This is a genomic window from Paraburkholderia tropica (genome assembly GCF_900109265.1).
Classification (GTDB): Bacteria; Pseudomonadota; Gammaproteobacteria; order Burkholderiales; family Burkholderiaceae; genus Paraburkholderia; species Paraburkholderia tropica.
Map to the genome: position 1 here is coordinate 237,378 of NZ_FNZM01000008.1, position 15,927 is coordinate 253,304.

At 60.0% G+C, this 15,927-nt stretch carries 17 protein-coding genes; 6 read left to right on the plus strand and 11 right to left on the minus strand.

Features of this window, described 5'->3' with window-relative positions:
* The first annotated feature begins 74 nt into the window (after positions 1 to 74).
* The gene (locus BMY06_RS15210; protein WP_074984072.1) at positions 75 to 1,325 is read left to right on the plus strand and encodes a tyrosine-type recombinase/integrase; all 1,251 of its coding nucleotides are present in this window, start codon (positions 75 to 77) and stop codon (positions 1,323 to 1,325) included.
* Between the two features lie 754 nt (positions 1,326 to 2,079).
* Here BMY06_RS15210 and BMY06_RS15215 read toward each other — a convergent pair.
* The 8 genes from BMY06_RS15215 to BMY06_RS15245 all read right to left on the minus strand — a co-directional run bounded on the left by BMY06_RS15215 (position 2,080) and on the right by BMY06_RS15245 (position 7,880).
* Positions 2,080 to 4,941, minus strand: coding sequence for a DUF927 domain-containing protein (locus BMY06_RS15215; RefSeq protein ID WP_074983943.1), 2,862 nt, complete (start codon positions 4,939 to 4,941; stop codon positions 2,080 to 2,082).
* Between the two features lie 111 nt (positions 4,942 to 5,052).
* On the minus strand, positions 5,053 to 5,370 hold the full coding sequence (locus BMY06_RS15220) for a hypothetical protein (protein WP_124263066.1): 318 nt from the start codon (positions 5,368 to 5,370) through the stop codon (positions 5,053 to 5,055).
* A 20-nt stretch (positions 5,371 to 5,390) separates the two neighbouring features.
* Positions 5,391 to 5,729 (minus strand): hypothetical protein, encoded by a 339-nt coding sequence (locus BMY06_RS15225; RefSeq protein WP_074983947.1) that lies wholly within the window; start codon positions 5,727 to 5,729, stop codon positions 5,391 to 5,393.
* Complete coding sequence (locus tag BMY06_RS15230) at positions 5,722 to 6,006, minus strand: hypothetical protein (RefSeq protein WP_074983949.1); 285 nt, start codon at positions 6,004 to 6,006, stop codon at positions 5,722 to 5,724. Before BMY06_RS15230 ends, BMY06_RS15225 begins: the two co-directional genes overlap by 8 nt.
* Positions 5,999 to 6,175, minus strand: a complete 177-nt coding sequence (locus BMY06_RS38715; protein WP_124263067.1) for a hypothetical protein — start codon at positions 6,173 to 6,175, stop codon at positions 5,999 to 6,001. The genes BMY06_RS15230 and BMY06_RS38715 overlap by 8 nt, the downstream gene beginning before the upstream one ends.
* Before the next feature lie 315 nt (positions 6,176 to 6,490).
* Positions 6,491 to 6,877, minus strand: a complete 387-nt coding sequence (locus BMY06_RS15235) for a hypothetical protein (RefSeq protein ID WP_074983950.1) — start codon at positions 6,875 to 6,877, stop codon at positions 6,491 to 6,493.
* Positions 6,874 to 7,128, minus strand: coding sequence for a helix-turn-helix transcriptional regulator (locus BMY06_RS15240; protein ID WP_074983952.1), 255 nt, complete (start codon positions 7,126 to 7,128; stop codon positions 6,874 to 6,876). Before BMY06_RS15240 ends, BMY06_RS15235 begins: the two co-directional genes overlap by 4 nt.
* Positions 7,129 to 7,199: 71 nt before the next feature.
* Positions 7,200 to 7,880, minus strand: a complete 681-nt coding sequence (locus BMY06_RS15245; protein ID WP_074983954.1) for a hypothetical protein — start codon at positions 7,878 to 7,880, stop codon at positions 7,200 to 7,202.
* Between the two features lie 239 nt (positions 7,881 to 8,119).
* On the opposite strand from BMY06_RS15245, the gene BMY06_RS15250 reads away from it, so the two are divergent.
* Positions 8,120 to 8,782: a DUF2971 domain-containing protein gene (locus tag BMY06_RS15250; protein ID WP_074983956.1), complete on the plus strand. Its 663-nt coding sequence runs from the start codon at positions 8,120 to 8,122 to the stop codon at positions 8,780 to 8,782.
* Between the two features lie 80 nt (positions 8,783 to 8,862).
* On the opposite strand, the gene BMY06_RS15255 is transcribed toward BMY06_RS15250, so the two are convergent.
* The 3 genes from BMY06_RS15255 to BMY06_RS15265 all read right to left on the minus strand — a co-directional run bounded on the left by BMY06_RS15255 (position 8,863) and on the right by BMY06_RS15265 (position 11,240).
* Entirely contained in the window at positions 8,863 to 9,846 is a 984-nt protein-coding gene (locus tag BMY06_RS15255) for a reverse transcriptase family protein (RefSeq protein ID WP_143064421.1), read from the minus strand.
* 157 nt (positions 9,847 to 10,003) lie between these two features.
* The gene (locus tag BMY06_RS15260; protein ID WP_074983959.1) at positions 10,004 to 10,753 is read right to left on the minus strand and encodes a hypothetical protein; all 750 of its coding nucleotides are present in this window, start codon (positions 10,751 to 10,753) and stop codon (positions 10,004 to 10,006) included.
* Entirely contained in the window at positions 10,737 to 11,240 is a 504-nt protein-coding gene (locus BMY06_RS15265) for an SPFH domain-containing protein (protein WP_124263069.1), read from the minus strand. The genes BMY06_RS15260 and BMY06_RS15265 overlap by 17 nt, the downstream gene beginning before the upstream one ends.
* Positions 11,241 to 11,402: 162 nt before the next feature.
* Between BMY06_RS15265 and BMY06_RS15270 the strand changes: the two genes are divergently transcribed.
* The 4 genes from BMY06_RS15270 (at position 11,403) to BMY06_RS15285 (ending at position 15,648) form a co-directional block, all read left to right on the plus strand.
* Entirely contained in the window at positions 11,403 to 11,981 is a 579-nt protein-coding gene (locus BMY06_RS15270) for a recombinase family protein (RefSeq protein ID WP_074983962.1), read from the plus strand.
* An 801-nt stretch (positions 11,982 to 12,782) separates the two neighbouring features.
* Complete coding sequence (locus BMY06_RS15275; protein ID WP_074983963.1) at positions 12,783 to 14,405, plus strand: NAD(P)/FAD-dependent oxidoreductase; 1,623 nt, start codon at positions 12,783 to 12,785, stop codon at positions 14,403 to 14,405.
* Positions 14,406 to 14,739: 334 nt separating this feature from the next.
* Positions 14,740 to 14,952 (plus strand): hypothetical protein, encoded by a 213-nt coding sequence (locus BMY06_RS15280; protein ID WP_065058183.1) that lies wholly within the window; start codon positions 14,740 to 14,742, stop codon positions 14,950 to 14,952.
* 150 nt (positions 14,953 to 15,102) lie between these two features.
* On the plus strand, positions 15,103 to 15,648 hold the full coding sequence (locus BMY06_RS15285; protein WP_080180359.1) for a TonB family protein: 546 nt from the start codon (positions 15,103 to 15,105) through the stop codon (positions 15,646 to 15,648).
* The last annotated feature ends 279 nt before the right edge of the window (positions 15,649 to 15,927 follow it).

Below are 15,927 nucleotides of genomic sequence, written 5' to 3' on the forward strand. Positions count from 1 at the left end.
AAGTCCCGTAAAATCCCAAAAAATACCCGTTTTTGGCGGGTACTTTTCCGGGTACTTTTCAGGGGTTTCTAACGATGGCCGAAAGCCTGTTGCGTGACCTTCAATGCCGCAACGCCAAGCCTCGCGACAAGGCCTATCGCCTTTGCGACGGTGGCGGCCTCTTCCTCAACATCAAACCGAACGGGCTGCGCTACTGGCAATTCCGGTACACAAAACCGGACGGACGCGAAGGCCTCACACAGATCGGACCATATCCACGCGTCACGCTCGACGCGGCGCGACAAGCACGGCACGAGCTGAGAGCCGCGGTATCGCGCGGCGATGATCCCGCAACACTTCGAAAGCAGGACAAGGCGCGTCGCAAGATCGAGGCGGCCCGCTCACTGACGTTCCAACAATGCGCAACGGAGTTCATCAAGGCGCGCAGCGTCGAATGGGCCAATCCGAAGCACACCCAGCAATGGACGAACACGCTCAAGACCTACGCGTATCCTTTCATTGGCTCGCTGCGCCCTCAGGACATCGACACCGACCTGGTGTTACGCGTGCTTCAGCCCATCTGGACGAAGAAAAACGAAACCGCCTCGCGCCTGCGCGGCCGGATTGAAAACGTGATGGACTGGGCTAAAGTGCGCGGGCTGCGCGACGGCGAAAACCCGGCTCGCTGGAGCGGCCACCTCGACCAGTTGCTGGCTGCGCCGTCGAAAGTGCAGAAAGGCGGCCATCACGCGGCACTGCCTTACGCGGATATCGGACCGTTCATGATCGAGCTGCACGCGGCGAATGGCACTGCCGCGCGCCTGCTCGAATTCACAATTCTCACTGCGGTACGCACCGGCGAATCGCTCTACGCTGACTGGGCCGAGTTCGACCTCGACGCCATGCTGTGGACTGTTCCAGCCGAACGCATGAAAGCCAAACGCGAACATCGCGTACCACTCCCGCCGGCCGCAGTCGCCCTGCTGAAGAAACTCCCAACCTTCGGCGGCGCAGGCCTGGTATTCGAGGGCGTAAAGGAAGGCCGGGCGCTATCGAACATGGCAATGCTTGCGGTCCTGAAACGCATGAAGCGCGACGAGCTCACCACACACGGCTTTCGCTCGACGTTCCGCGACTGGGCTGCCGAGTGCACGGCATTCCCGAACGAGGTTGCCGAGATGGCACTCGCGCACGCGATCCGCGACAAGACGGAAAGTGCCTACCGCCGCGGCGACCTGTTCGACAAGCGGCGCGCACTAATGCACGCGTGGGCGGAATACATCGACCAGCAAACCGGTGCGAACGTGATCCCACTGGACGAGTGCCGCGACGGCTCGACCGGCTAGCGTCAGGCACATTTCCAACGCGGCGGCATCGTATTTTCCTGGCCCGCCTGAATTCGCGCGCGGCGGGGCCGTTTTCCGCGCCGCTGCCGGCCTCGCGATTACCGGCTAAAGCCTCGCCTTCAGACGTGGCTCACCAGCCGCACCAGCAGGCCGCCACTCCAACCCTCCCCCCCTTTCAAAAACCGCCCAAGAAAAAATGCGGCTGGGCGTTCGGTCCCGAAGGGCGAATGCCCGGAAAAAACGAGCCCCCCCTACCTTATCGCTTGCCGCAAGAATAAAGCGAGAGTGATCTTCAACTACACCCCGTCAAAACCACTGTGTTTTCTTACAGCCAATAGCCCCAATCCCTCGCCATCATTGGCTCCCATGCAATCAACAATGCGATCCCTTGCTTTCCTCCCTGTCATATTTTTATGGGAACAACGGGAATACACCTTTCAATCAGCCTGTATCCCAATACAGTAAAGGCTTTCAGCGTTCCCGCGAGATGTGGGAACAAGCAAATGGGATTTTGGGAACAGCTCCGACGAAACCCTTGATGCATATGTGTTACAGGCAGTTCCCATAGCTGAGTGCGGACTTTGGGAACATCGGGGCGGATTGTTGCGAGGTTTGAGATAGATCGACCCAGAGATCGGGCCTGCTGACGCCACGCTGGCGCGTTGTGATGCAGGGTCACGGCGCGCCACTGAGGGCCAAAGCCGCGCAAAGAGATCGCCCGTGCCGCCACCGCAGCACGGGGAAGCACAAACTTTCAGTCGATATCGAGCGAAAAGATTGACGACTGGATGCGGTACGCCCGCATCTGGCCAAGCGAGCCGATGCGCACCTTGCAATCGAAACGGCCGCTGCCTTCGGACCGCAGCGCACCCACATCGGCCAGCAGCCGCGCAACGGCCCGATGGTCGAAGCCACCGCACACCTCTTTACGAAACGGCTCAGTCAGGATCAGGTATTCCGTATCGCTGCGTTCGGCATCTGCATTGGCCATTTTCTGCCCGTACTCGGCCACATATTCACGATCCGAATTCACTGGCCGATCGTCCGATATGGACCGTTTGAATCCGGCGCGATGCATCGTCCTTCCTGCGTGATCGTCATCGACACGCTGCACCCAGGTAAAGCGCGCATCACCGTGCGCCTCCAGAAAGCCACGCACCTGCCGCAGCATTGCCGTTGCCTCGGCATTGCCCACGCCGCCACGCTCATGAACCCATGCGCGGAAACACGCGTGTGCGGCCTCTATCGCGTATCCCTCGCCCCATCCGGTACAGCCCGCCGCGCTCGCAATCTCTCCAGCAGCGCCCACGAGCGCGAACCGCTGAGCAACACGCGAAACCTGCCCGTCCGCGCCGTCCGGCACCCATGCGGTCACGAGCGGCGCAATCATGCCGCTCACCAACTCGTGCATCTCGTCGGCATGGTCGGACACATGGCGGATGAACTCCAGCGCTGCCACGCCGTGATACAGGCCCGCAGCACGCGTTACGCGGTCTGCCAGTTCCTTCGATGATGCGCTGCCGTGCAGTTCCTCGAAAAGCCCGTAGCCGCGCCCTGCGTCGGCTGGAACGGTCGCCAGGCGTACGTCCTGCCCTGCCTTCGCCATCTTGTTCGCCTCGCCCATAATGGCCGATAGCGTCTTTTCTCCGCTCGACAGGAACAGCAGCCGCCACGTCAGCACTGGCTTTGCCGTCGCGTTGCGCGTAGCGCGCCCCTTGCCCTGCTCATTGCCGATCATGTAGACGATATCGCCCACTTCCTTCGGTTCAACCTGCCCGATCTCATCGAGAATCAGCAGGCCATCGCTATGCTGTGCTGCCGTCGACTCCATCGCGTTCGACGTAGCTCGCCAGCTGCGCATGTAATCTCGCCCACCGAACACCGAGGCGGCGGCGCGCAACGCGGTTGTCTTGCCGACCGTGCTGTTGCCCATCAGGTGAAAGCCGCCCGAGCCTTGCCCGGAGAAGCGCAGCAACGCACCAGCAAAGGCGGCCGACACGCAAAACATGAGCCGGCTGTTTCCAACGCACAGCGCCGCCAACTCACGCTGCCAGTCATCCAGCGTGCCGCGCTGTTTGAAGTGGCTTTCGATACTGCCGTCCGTCTGGAATATCGTGAGATCGCCGCCGGCGCCGATGGTCTGGTCAGGCAAAACAAACGCGTCACCATGCCAGCCGATGCGACCAGTGCAGCGCGCCCGATCCTCGCTGCGTGCCGTCTGGATATAGCTCGCGAGCCGTTGCTTTGCTGACGACGACGGGTCGATATTCAGGCCCATATCCATCAGTATCGCGCGATATTCCGCACCGTCACCGGCCAGCATCCGGCGCGGCATCGCCCAGCGCTTCGGATTGCCGTCACGGTCCGAAAACTCCAGCAGCACACCCCATTCTGTATTGGCATCGTTGCGCGTTTCCGCCACGATCTCCAGCGGATCGCAGATCCACTGCGCCGGCAGTTTGTTGCCCTCGCGGTCGAATCCTTCGAACCATACGCCGCGCCCATCGACGCGGAAACGCGATCGGCCATCGCCCGCCTGCGTGGTTTTCGGGCGTTTGGTGGCCTTGGCATTCGTTGCTGGCTGCGTGGTAGTGTCCGCAGCGGACTGCAAAGCACCGACAGGTGCGGCCGCGTGCACACACGCACTAATCGCCGCGAACGCCTCCACGCCGAAATGCGCTGCCATGTCGTTAAAGTCCGTCGCGCCTACTGGCCGATCGTCGCCAAAGTCCGGCACGGCGACAAAACCGCCCACCGCTTTCGCCGCTGCCCGCGCCTTCGCTACGCCCGGATTACCCTTGGTGCGGTAGTCGTCATCGGCACAAATGACAATGCGCGCATTCGGATACTGCTCGCGCATGGCCGTGGCCACGGCCAGCAGGTTGCCCGCATCGAATGCACATGCAGCCGGCGCACGCATCACCGTGGAAAGCGTCGCGCAGGTGGCGTAACCCTCGCCAATCAGCACGGTATCCGTTACCTCGCCACCACCACGGGCAAAGCTGCCTGACTTGCGACCATTGGGCAGATAACGTTTCTGGCCATCCTCAAGGATGAATTCCAGTGTCCACAGCTTGCCCGCCGCATCGCGAGCAGGAATGATCAGCGCCCCATCGCATGAAGCCGTACCGATACGTAGATCGCCACGATAGATGCGCAGCTTGCCGGGCCCGATGCCTTTCCGGACCAGATAGGGATGATCGGCGGACGCTGGGACGGCCGCTTCCCAGATGCGCGCTGCCTCTTCGGCCGCAGCCGCATGACGTTGCGCCTCGAGCTCACGCTCGCGCGCCTCGCGCGCCGCGCGATCGGTATCCCGCTGTTTTCGCTCTGCCGGATCAATTGGCTTTGCCTTGTGCGAACGCGGGTCAAAGCCTCCGGCCTTCGCAAGGTGAAACAGCGTATTGATCGTGATTCGGCCGCCCTTGAAAGACTTCCAGGCGTCGCGCGCATCGCGTGCGTTGTAACTGTTCGCCTGTTGGCTCCACTCGCTCCAGAGGGCGAATCCCTCGTCGCCGAATTCAGCCTTGAGCGCCATTCCCGCCTTACGCCATGTTTCGCGGTCGTCGGGCTGGATATAGCCGAGCGCCGCCCGTGTGCGCTCAAATTCGGACATTGGTATGTCTGCCATAAATCCCTGCAAACTTGATGGTGTGCCGCAACCCTTCTGCGATTAGGACTGCAAATCAGAGAGGCAGCATTGCGACACCTTGATTCTGTGGATAACTCAGACAGGACGGCGCGGCGGTTCGCTCAGCTTGTGGGCGTACTCGTACAAACCAAGAGCATCAGACAACAGCGTATCTATTGCCTCCATCGCCGCCCGCAACGTCGATGCAACGCCATCGTCATCAAGTGAGACGGTCGACAACGCGGCCGACAACGCGCGCGCCTGTGTGGCGCGCAATGTCGCCTCGCTATGAACAGCGTCAACGTCGTCCGAAGTTATCCACAGGACATTTCCGCCGTAGCACCCAACCAGCGGAACCGCATTGCCCATGCTCACATCCTCACGCGGCTGGAACGGCGCGGCGTGGAGTTTCATCCTTTCCATATCCGCCCCCATCAGTGAGTTACGTGCGCATCGCGCGTGACCATACCGAGCGCTGCCAGCAAATGCTGTTGCACGCGGCCCATGAGTCCCGCGGCAAACGCCTGCCGACTTACGGCCAGCCGGTCCGGGTCGAAATCCCCCGCCTCGCGCATAGCCGCCGCCAGGCCACGCGAGAACGCATCGGCCTGATACGCGGCGTAATCGTGTAAACGGACGGAACCCCTAAGCTCCAGCCAGGCATCGGCACTGACCGCGCCAAGGCTCACGGCAAATTGCAGATCGATCGGAGCCCCGGTATCGAGCGGCGGCGCGTTTTCAAAGCCTTCGATAATGGCGGTGCGATTAACCATGACGTTCCACCTCCGCGCCGTAGTCAGCGGCGATATCCTCAAACTCGCCACCACGGTCGCTGGCAATCCGCAAGCCAACAGCTGCCAAGCCGCGCACGGCCTCGGGATCATCCGAAAGCGACTGGATGGAGCGAAAGAGCGTCGCCAATTCTGCAAACGCCTCGTCGGCATATACGAAAAAACGCGAAGCGTCGCCAATCAACGCCAGCACTTCCGAGCTATCCAGATCGAGCGACGCCGGCCTCTTTATCGGGGAGACATTGAAGCGGTTAACCATGACGCACCTCCGCACGTGCAAGGGCTGCAATGGCGACGAGCGCCGCGCCCGTAGCATCGAGCGCGGATTGATAGGTATCGGCGGTAGCAGCGACACGCAAGGCGTCGCGGACGATGGACTGAATGAGGGACGGGGCTTGCCCGGAATTGGCGTGCGTAAGCTGGCGCATGGTGCGGCCTCCTTTGCTGGGTTCGAAACCCGGCCCCAACGCCAATTGGGGTGGCCGGGCACATGGCAGGGTTGGCGTACCGGCGCAAAGGAAACCGGTGTGCCCGAAGGCACCCCCGCCAAGGCCCGACCATTGAAGGCGCGCGAAGGCGTGCGGACGTAAAAAAACCGCTCTGGGGCGGTTGTCCGCCTTTGCATATCCCGGACGCCAATCCGGTGCGCTGTTGTCTCAGCGACGACCGCAGGATACTGCGTGTCGCCGTTTCGCGCAACCGGCCGCGCGGGAGCGCTCCAGAGAAAGGGCTGGCAGCGCGCATCACGGCTGCCCCTGCTCGCTCTCGATCATGAGCGCGTGAAGTCCGTTGAGCTGCGTTTCGACGGCCGCAAGAAAACCGCCTTGATAGGCCTTCTCGACCATATCGAACGCCAGCCGCTCGCGATCCGATACGGCGGGCGAAGCGGTCAGCAGCGTGCGAACGTACCGCTCAGATTCGCGCCGTACCGCGACGTGAAGCGGAGCACGGTATTGCGTCGCGAGCCAAGCCGCGCCGCCCGCTTCGCCATTGCTAACATGCGGCCTGAGCCATTCGGCAAACCAGATTTCGATTTCCGGGCGCTGGGCGATTTCGCTAACAGAATCAGCCAAATGATCGAACGCACGCTTGATATCGGCCGCTTGCCGCTTGGTGAGCGCGCCGGTCATTTACGCACTCCCATCGCCGCGGCGCGCGACTGCTGCGCCAGCGCACGAATCCATTCGTCTATTTCGGCTTCGTACCATGCCACGGCCCGCAGGCCAAGGCGGACGCTAGCGGGGAACGTGCCGGCGGCGATACGGCGATAGATCTCGCTTTTCGACAAGCATGTGCGAGATGCTACCTCGCGAAATCGAATCAGCCTTCCATGCAGGCGGGGCAATGCATCGTTGGCCGCCTGCGTCTTGTCATTGGGCATATGAACTCCAGTTAGAGACCCCGCGGGAACGCGTGGGACAACCGGAGTATTAAGGGGGAAAGGGAAGCGTCCTACGATGGTTCCGCTTCGTCGGAAAATTCCTGAGCACGAATATCCCGGATATATCGCGATGTGCAGCCGAATCGGCCGGCGAGATCGCTGGCCACATCGCGCCCCCAGATATCCCCGCCCGCATCCTGTATGGCGTGGAGGGCCTTGAGGATCCTTGGTCGATCAGCCTCGGCCTGGCGCTGCGCATTTGCTTTTTGCAACGCGGTACGATTGTTCTTTCGGTGCGAATCGACCCGCGCCAGCTGGCGACGCAGACTTTCATTCTCGCGACCAAGCGTAATTCGCTCTGCAAGTACCTCGAAGCGACTCGACTGCAATTTAGCCTGAGCCTCTTCGATTGCTTGCTGCGCTCCGCTCGCCTCAATCTTCACGAACCTCCGTAGCACGTCGGGCGCGAAGTACGGATCAGCCAAGACTCGCGTAACGGCCGCGTCATCATGCGCGGCAAGCGTGCGCTTGAGCTCCAGCGCAAGCCACTGGGCGACACGGGCACGCGCGGCACGTTGTGCGTGCTCCATAGCACCAGGCGAATGACGGGGCAACGCCCGGCCAAACTCAACCCGTTTCGCGTAGGACACACGCAACCCGTTAAGCCTGTCTAGCAGAGGCTTGGGGACGAGCGACGCATAACCAAGGGCCGCCCGATCGACGGCCACCAAATCAAAATCACGAATTCCCACTCGCACCCCTCGATGCGCCCTCATGGATGGACGCCAAGCCAGCCTGTGAGGGATACAGGTTTTCGGGTGGCCGCCCTAGGCTTGACAACATCAATTCTCGCATGGGGCCGCTTATAATTGCAGCGCCCTTCGAGCAAGGCTATTTAAGTCCGCGGACAAAAAACAATGAGCCCTATACGACTGGATAACCTTAGCTTCGATAATAGGATTCTAAAAACCGAAATTGCGAATTTATCTGTATGCCCATCACCCTCTATCGGATTCAAAGTTTTGAGCGAGCTGTTCAGATTTTTGAACAGAAGGCACTTTATCTCGCACATCCGTCCTCATGGGATGACCCTTATGAGACTCGCCTGCGACACGAAGCCAGCGGACTATTATTCGCCCAGTGCTGGTGCAGAAGCGGTGTCTCCGATGCAATGTGGCGGATCTACTCTCCGGATCGGCTCGGAGTTCGCATTCGTACTACAGACGTAAAATTGCGCGCAGCAATTAATCAGAGCATTAGAGAGGATGGAGTGAAGATCCGATTAAAGGCTGTGGAATACCTAAAGGAGATCGACATCAACAATAAACTCGAAGATCTTGCCGATGATTTGCAGGCGGAATTTAGTCTCGCCAGAGCTGCAGACGCACTCCTATGGAAAAGGCGTGCATTCGAGCATGAAAACGAGACACGACTTATAGCCTTTCACCAAAACCTTACGACCAACCCTAAAGATGGGATAAGGATCAGAATCAATCCTCACGATCTGATCGAAGATATCCTTATCGACCCGCGCGCTCCAGAGCCGTACGTTAAGGCCTATCAACTCTACTTCGAGCACGTGCTGAAATTCGACGGACGCGTATCCAAATCTCGCCTATATCAACAAAAGCCACCGATCGAGATTGCTGCCTGACTGCTTCCAGGAATCTTCGAAAAAAGTCGCTCGGTGCGCATCGGCAACTTCGCGCACCGTACTCACATATCAGCATGCCGTCACTCATCGACTTCGCTTGATCTCTCTGACTTTCGCGCCCAACTCGCAACTTGCTCTGCATAATTCAGATGACCCGCAACCTTAGCAAGCTGGTCTGCCGCGACCCTCCCGTGCTCCATCAAATGTCGCAAAGCTCGAATACGGCGACGGTAACCTTTGGTCAATCGAGGGCTTATGCCCTCTACCAGTAGGCCATGCACCTTCAATCTGTATGGCCTCCGCTGCGTTTTCTCTTTTTCAGGTGCGATTTGCCATCCACCAGACTCTATTGTCCGTTTCGCAAGCTCGGGCAGTGAGGCAGGAATTTCCCCGCGGCCAGAAAAAACAATGTCATCTGCGTAACGCGTATAAGTCAGCCCATGCTCTGCCGCATACTGCTCAAACTGAATATCGTAGTTTAGAAAAACCAGATTAGACAAAGCAGGGCTACTCGGCGCTCCTTGAGCCAAATATCCGCCTACGCAACACAGTGAACTGACAAGGTGCGAAGCGTGTTCGCTATAACCAAGCTCCATAAGCGCGCGCCGCACAGCCTCTTCGCTTGTACTCTGAAAAAAATCTTTGATGTCAATGGAATATGACCATTCAGCCCCGCAATGCTGCCCAGCGGCATCAATGTGCGAGCGACCGGGGACAAATCCGAAGGTACTACTTCTGTACGGAATTGCGACCGCAAGGTGACCACCGATCCACTGTTGAATCACCTTCAAAGCAACGCGCGGCGCCTGAATCTTGCGAATCTTCGTCCCAGACCGGATTTCGAATACTCGATAGTAACGCCCAGGTCGCCGGACCATCGCTCCAACGAATGATGGGCTAAAACCGAAAAGCGTCGCGACTATTCGAATCGACACCGCCGGCGGCAATCGTCGCTCAATCAAGCCACGGAACTCTTCGCCGTAAGCCTGTCGCGTACGTTCTGAGAGGGCGTTAGACGCCGTATCAAGGGAGGGGAAACAAACAAGAAGGGGCGGTGTGTTCACGGGAAGAGCAAAGCTGTGATGGCTTTCGTTGTGACGCCTGCCGAACGGCGGACGATTCGAAGGATCGGCCGTCGTTCGGCAGGCTCCCTTCTGTCCTCGGCCTTCGCATTCGAGCGCGATACGCACTCACGCGGAACACACCGCCGGACGCAGTATATCATCGCCATCTCCGCTTAATGAGTGCAAGCGCTCGCACCACGTCAGTGCCATTGCGCCCTCGGCCGGCAGGCACTGCGGCTAGTCCCTCCTCCGTCAGATGGAACGCACCCGAATGGTCGCGAATTACTAGACCGCGCTTTCTTGCCAAGTCAAGCTTCGCGGCCAACCAATGTTCTGATGGCAGACGATAGTCGGTTACTAGCACCTTGGCGAGTTGCTCGATGGGCACCGGCGCCAGTATCTTTGTTGCCCGTAATATGGCGAGCAAAGTCGGCTCTTCGACAACAGGAGCCTGAATGTGCAAGCTACTCTTCGGGAGATCGAAGAGCCGCAGCGCGTCCCTAGTGGCCACACCAATCTGATCGACAACTTGCAAGTCGTTGACATCCTCGGCATCAATCCAAACAGACGCCGTCTCCGCATCCAATAACGCGACCGTTACACCGCTCACGGAGTCACCAAAACGCACGCGTAAAACACTCTCCAGCGCCGTCTGAATCCTTTGACTAGCGGCATCGGATGCAATGGACACTTGCACATCCAACTGAAACTTCTCGTGCAACGCCCGAGATAGCGCCGCAAGCTGTCTCCGAGAAGTCACGTGCTTGTCATGCGCACTTGTAGCGACGCGCTCAGCATCCACAACCAGAAAAATGGTTTGTTCAATTACGCGAACGCTTTGCACGTAGCCGTCAGCGGATTGCAATTGGAGGAAAACGTAGACTTCCTCGTCAGTGGGTAATGCCAAGTTGCCTCCAAACGCGTTTAACTTGCCCGATAGCGCGCTCCGCTCTTCGCCCCCACTGTCGAGCTGCGTCTGTCGTCTTGTCCTGCAAAAGCACGTGTCCGTTTTGTACGATCGCTTTCGCACTCGGGTCGTAATCCGCCACCACTCGAATCCTGTAGCCTTCCCTCAAAATTTCTGCGAGCTCACGCAAGGCTGTGGTAGCACTGTCGATTAACTGGGCCGCGTGGCCCTCATCCAAAAGTTTGCGCTTAATTTGTTGCCGCGACGCTTCCATAATGCGATTCCGAACTTTCCCTGTTAGCTCGTCAGGCAGATCCTTGTGCTGAAATCGCTGGATTTCCGGGTGACCTACTTGGAGCATCGCCCGCACCGCCAGATATACACCGTAGTAGTAGCGATTAAATGCGCTGCGCCCAAACAGATTCGCGCCATCCGCATCTAGTGATGCGATCGCCTGTCGCGCTAGCGAATCAGCAACTTGTTCCATCGAAGGGGGCAAGGGTAGGTTGGTCAGGAAAATTATACGAGAAAGGGTACGAAATCGATCCCTTTCGGACGTAGCGCTCTAGGGGTGTACGAAAGTAAGCCTATACACATTTCGGACGTGCCGTATAATACGGACATCCTTTTCGTACACCCGGAACGTGTCATGTCCCGCACCTTTGCTTACGCCCGAGTCAGCACCGCCGACCAAACCCCAACGAACCAGATTATGGAAATCGAACAAGCCGGGTTTGCCGTCGACGACCGCCGCGTTGTGACCGAGAGCATTTCAGGCAGCGTTGCGGCAGATCAACGCCCAGGTTTTTCTAAGCTCCTTGATCGCATGGAGGATGGCGACGTGCTGATCGTGACGAAGCTCGATCGACTCGGCCGCAATGCGATGGATGTGCGCGCTACCGTAGAAGCACTGGCGGCGCGTGGCATTCGCGTACACTGCCTCGCTCTGGGCGGAGCGGACCTGACTAGTGCCGCGGGCCGAATGACGATGACTGTCCTGAATGCGGTCGCTGAATTTGAACGCGACCTATTGATCGAGCGCACGAACGCCGGCATCGCGCGCGCGAAGTCTGAAGGAAAAGCGATGGGCCGGCCCCCCGCCCTTTCTGCCCTGCAGCGCATAGAGGTTCAAAAGCGATTGGCCGATGGAGCAAGTGTCGCTTCACTTGCGAAGACATACGGCACAAGCCGCCAAACGATCATGCGAATTCGCGCGATCGGCGAATAGACCTCACGCGGCGGGGGGAGCGGCGGCGCGGGAATATTTTCGCGCGCAGCGTTCCAGATGGCGGTCTCTTGGCGGAAATGACTCGAACCGAGCTAACGGTTATCGCCGAAGCGCGGACCTAGTTCCCAAGTTGTTCCCATATCTATGTGTGTTTTGGGAACAACTTGGGAACAGAAAAATCCTTGCAATTCAACCTCCTACCTAGCCTGTTCCCATTGTTCCCGCTGTTCCCAAGGCTTTGTTCCGCGCCGCCGACGATTCGCAACACGCATCACGACAAAGCACTGTGGGTCAACACCTCGCATTTCCGGGTACTTAGTCGGGTACTTTTCACATCGGAATTCGCCAAAGCCTTTACTAGCAAGGCATCCATGCGGACACCGCCTCCGCCAATACTCGCCACCCGCGAGGGTTCGCGGGCAGCCGTCAAAAACTCCCCTGATTTCACTCGCATTTCACGGTGTGTCGTTGCCCGCCGTGCAATTGGCGGGATTTCCTGATTGGGTCTGATTCGTCCTGATGACTCCCGGTGCTCCCGGCCATAAACGGTCGCTGACGTGCACGCGCACGCGAGCATCCGAAATCGGACAAAAGATCCCCAGCGAGCCACGCTTCAGTTCGACAAACAGTCCGCTGCCGGCCGTCCACATGGCGAACGCCGCCCGCCCTCACCCCGTCACAATCCGCCTGTCGCCCAAGCGCTGACGTTTCGTCGCGCGGTAGCTTTTCATTTGGGAATCCGCCAAACCTATAAAATGCGGGTTGGCCACGATTCCAGTGGCAACTGCACCCTGGCACCCCATGTTACGTTTATCCGAAATAAAACTCCCCCTCGATCATGCCGAACGCGAGCTTGACGCCGCCGTTCGCGCGCGCCTCGCCGATCTCGGCGTCGCGGCAGACGAGCTTGTCCGCTTCACCGTATTCCGCCGCGCGCATGACGCACGCAAGCGCTCGGATATCAAGCTGACCTATATCGTCGACATCGAAGTCAAGGACGAAGCGGCGGTGCGCAAGCAGATCGTCGGGCAGCCGCATTGCGGGGTGACGCCCGACATGACGTACCGGTTCGTCGCGAAGGCGCCCGAGCACTCTACGCGTCCGCGTCCGGTGGTGATCGGCATGGGGCCGTGCGGTTTGTTCGCCGGACTCATCCTCGCGCAGATGGGTTTCCGCCCCATTATTCTCGAACGCGGCAAGGCCGTGCGCGAACGCACCAAGGACACCTTCGGTCTGTGGCGCAAGTCGGTGCTCAATCCGGAATCCAACGTGCAGTTCGGCGAAGGCGGGGCCGGGACGTTTTCCGACGGCAAGCTGTACAGCCAGATCAAGGACCCGAACCACTATGGCCGCAAGGTGCTCGAGGAGTTCGTCAAGGCAGGCGCGCCGGAAGATATCCTGTATTTGAGCCGTCCGCACATCGGCACGTTCCGTCTCGTCAGCATGGTGGAAAAGATGCGCGCGACGATCCACGAACTGGGTGGTGAAGTGCGTTTCGAAACCCGCGTCGACGACATCGAAATCGATCAGGGCAAGGTGCGCTCGCTCAAGCTCTCGAACGGTGAAACGCTGCGCTGCGACCACGTCGTGCTGGCCGTGGGACACAGCGCCCGCGACACGTTCCAGATGCTGCACGATCGCGGTGTGTATATCGAAGCCAAGCCATTTTCACTGGGCTTTCGCATCGAACATCCGCAGGGGCTCATCGATCGCAGCCGCTTCGGCAAATTCGCGGGCCACAAGCAACTTGGCGCCGCCGACTACAAGGTGGTCCATCACGCCAACAACGGGCGCGCGGTGTACAGCTTTTGCATGTGCCCGGGCGGCACGGTGGTCGCGGCGACTTCCGAACCGGGCCGCGTCGTCACCAACGGCATGAGCCAGTATTCCCGGGCCGAGCGCAACGCGAATGCGGGCATCGTCGTCGGCATCACGCCGGAGGACTACCCGGGCGGCCCGCTGGCGGGCATCGCGTTCCAGCGCAAATGGGAAGAGCGGGCGTTCGAGCTCGGCGGCGGCAACTACCAGGCGCCCGGGCAACTGGTCGGCGACTTTATCGCGGGCCGGCCGTCCACGTCGCTTGGCTCGGTCGTGCCGTCGTACAAGCCGGGCGTGCATCCGACCGATCTCAGCACGGCGCTGCCCGACTACGTGATCGAAGCAATCCGTGAAGCCCTCCCCCAGATCGACAGGAAGATCGCCGGTTTCGCGATGCACGACGCCGTGCTGACCGGCGTCGAGACACGCACGTCGTCGCCGATCCGGATTCGCCGCAAAGACGATTTTCAGAGCATGAACGTCGAAGGTTTGTATCCGGCAGGAGAAGGCGCCGGTTACGCGGGCGGCATCTATTCGGCGGCCATCGACGGCATCGAAGTCGCACAGGCAGTGGCGCTCGATCTGGCATCGACGCAAGCGTCCTGACTGGCGGCAAGGAGGCGGCTGGAAGGATGCGTCCGCGCATCCTTCCAGCCGCCCGAAGCGGCCTTCGACCTCCTGCCAGCCTCCACGGCCGCAACGGGTCGAATCGCCGAGCTTCGCCTTCAGATCCGCGTCCTGCGGCTGAATCTTTCCCCACACACCAACGCCTGAATCCCCGATCGAGCGACGCTCGGCGAAGGCCCGTGTTCGTCTTTCCAATTTTAGGGTCGCGTGTTTAATTCGCCCTTTTCAGATACCCTGCCAGAACCCGGGTATAACCCTAGGTGAAAACCCTAGTATTGCGGTAAACTATCGCCTGTTCAGGGGATTACTCACCATGCCGCATCGTTACCAGGTCTTCGAAAAGCTGGCCTTTTCACTCGTCGTTCTGTCTGCCGTGATGTGCTCGGGCTACATCGCTTGGGAAAGCTCGCCCGATCTGCGCGCGAACGTGCAAGTCGGCAAGGAGCTGTTCCTCAAGAGCGGCGAATACTCATACGCCTGCGCGACCGTGACCGCGGATCCCTGCGCGCAATTCCCCGTCGAATAAGCGCATCGGCGCCTCGCACATCAACGAACGGATAAGCGCCCAGGCGCACACAACTCGCCAGTACCGCGCGCTCGCGCGGGCGAGTTCGGATTGCATCCCGCACCGTTTCGACTAAGCTCGAATCTGGTTTCGCACTCGAGCCTGGACAACATGCTCATCCGCGTCCGTACGCGCAGCGGTCACGACACCGCGAGCGCTCTCCGCCCGAACATCGCTCACACCGCGCATGCAGCGCCGCTGCGGCGTCTCGGTGCGATCCTGCTGCTCGCCCTTACAAGCGCCTGCACGATCACGCCGCCGCCGCGTCCGCTGCTCGTGATTCCGCCCGAAGCCATCAACAGCACGACGCTCGATCAATATCGCGCCGCCGTGGCGAAGCGCATCATCGAGCGTAATCCGACCTCGGTGCTGCACGGTTCGCCCCAGGCGATGCTGCGCTCGCTCGTGGTCGTTTCGTTCACGATCAATCGCGAAGGCCAGGTGGTCAAGTCGTCGGTGTATCGCACCAATGGCGACGACGACGCCGAATCCACCGCGCTCGCCACGCTGCGTCACGCCGCGCCGTTGCCGCCGCCGCCCGCGCGTCTGCTCAACTCGGTCGGACAGATCGAGCTGTTCGAGGACTGGCTCTTCAACGACAACGGCAAGTTCCAGTTGCGCACGCTCGCGTCGCCGCAAGCGCAGAACTACAACTGATCCGCCACGCGCCTTTCGATGCGCCCGCGCGAGGCTTGCTTACGCCTTGCTGCGCGGCGCGCCCGCTCGTTATAATTTTTCGCTATCCCTAGCCGGCATCCGCCCGGCCACGCCGTCGACCGTCGCCACCCGCGCCGCGCCGATGCGCGCTTCGACCGTATCTGCATCGTGCCCGCGCCTATCCGCGCGCGCCGGACGGTCCACGCCTTCGCGCGCACAGCCCACGCTGCGCGATGCATACTGACGACTCGTTGCCGGCTCATGGATGTTGCAGCGGGA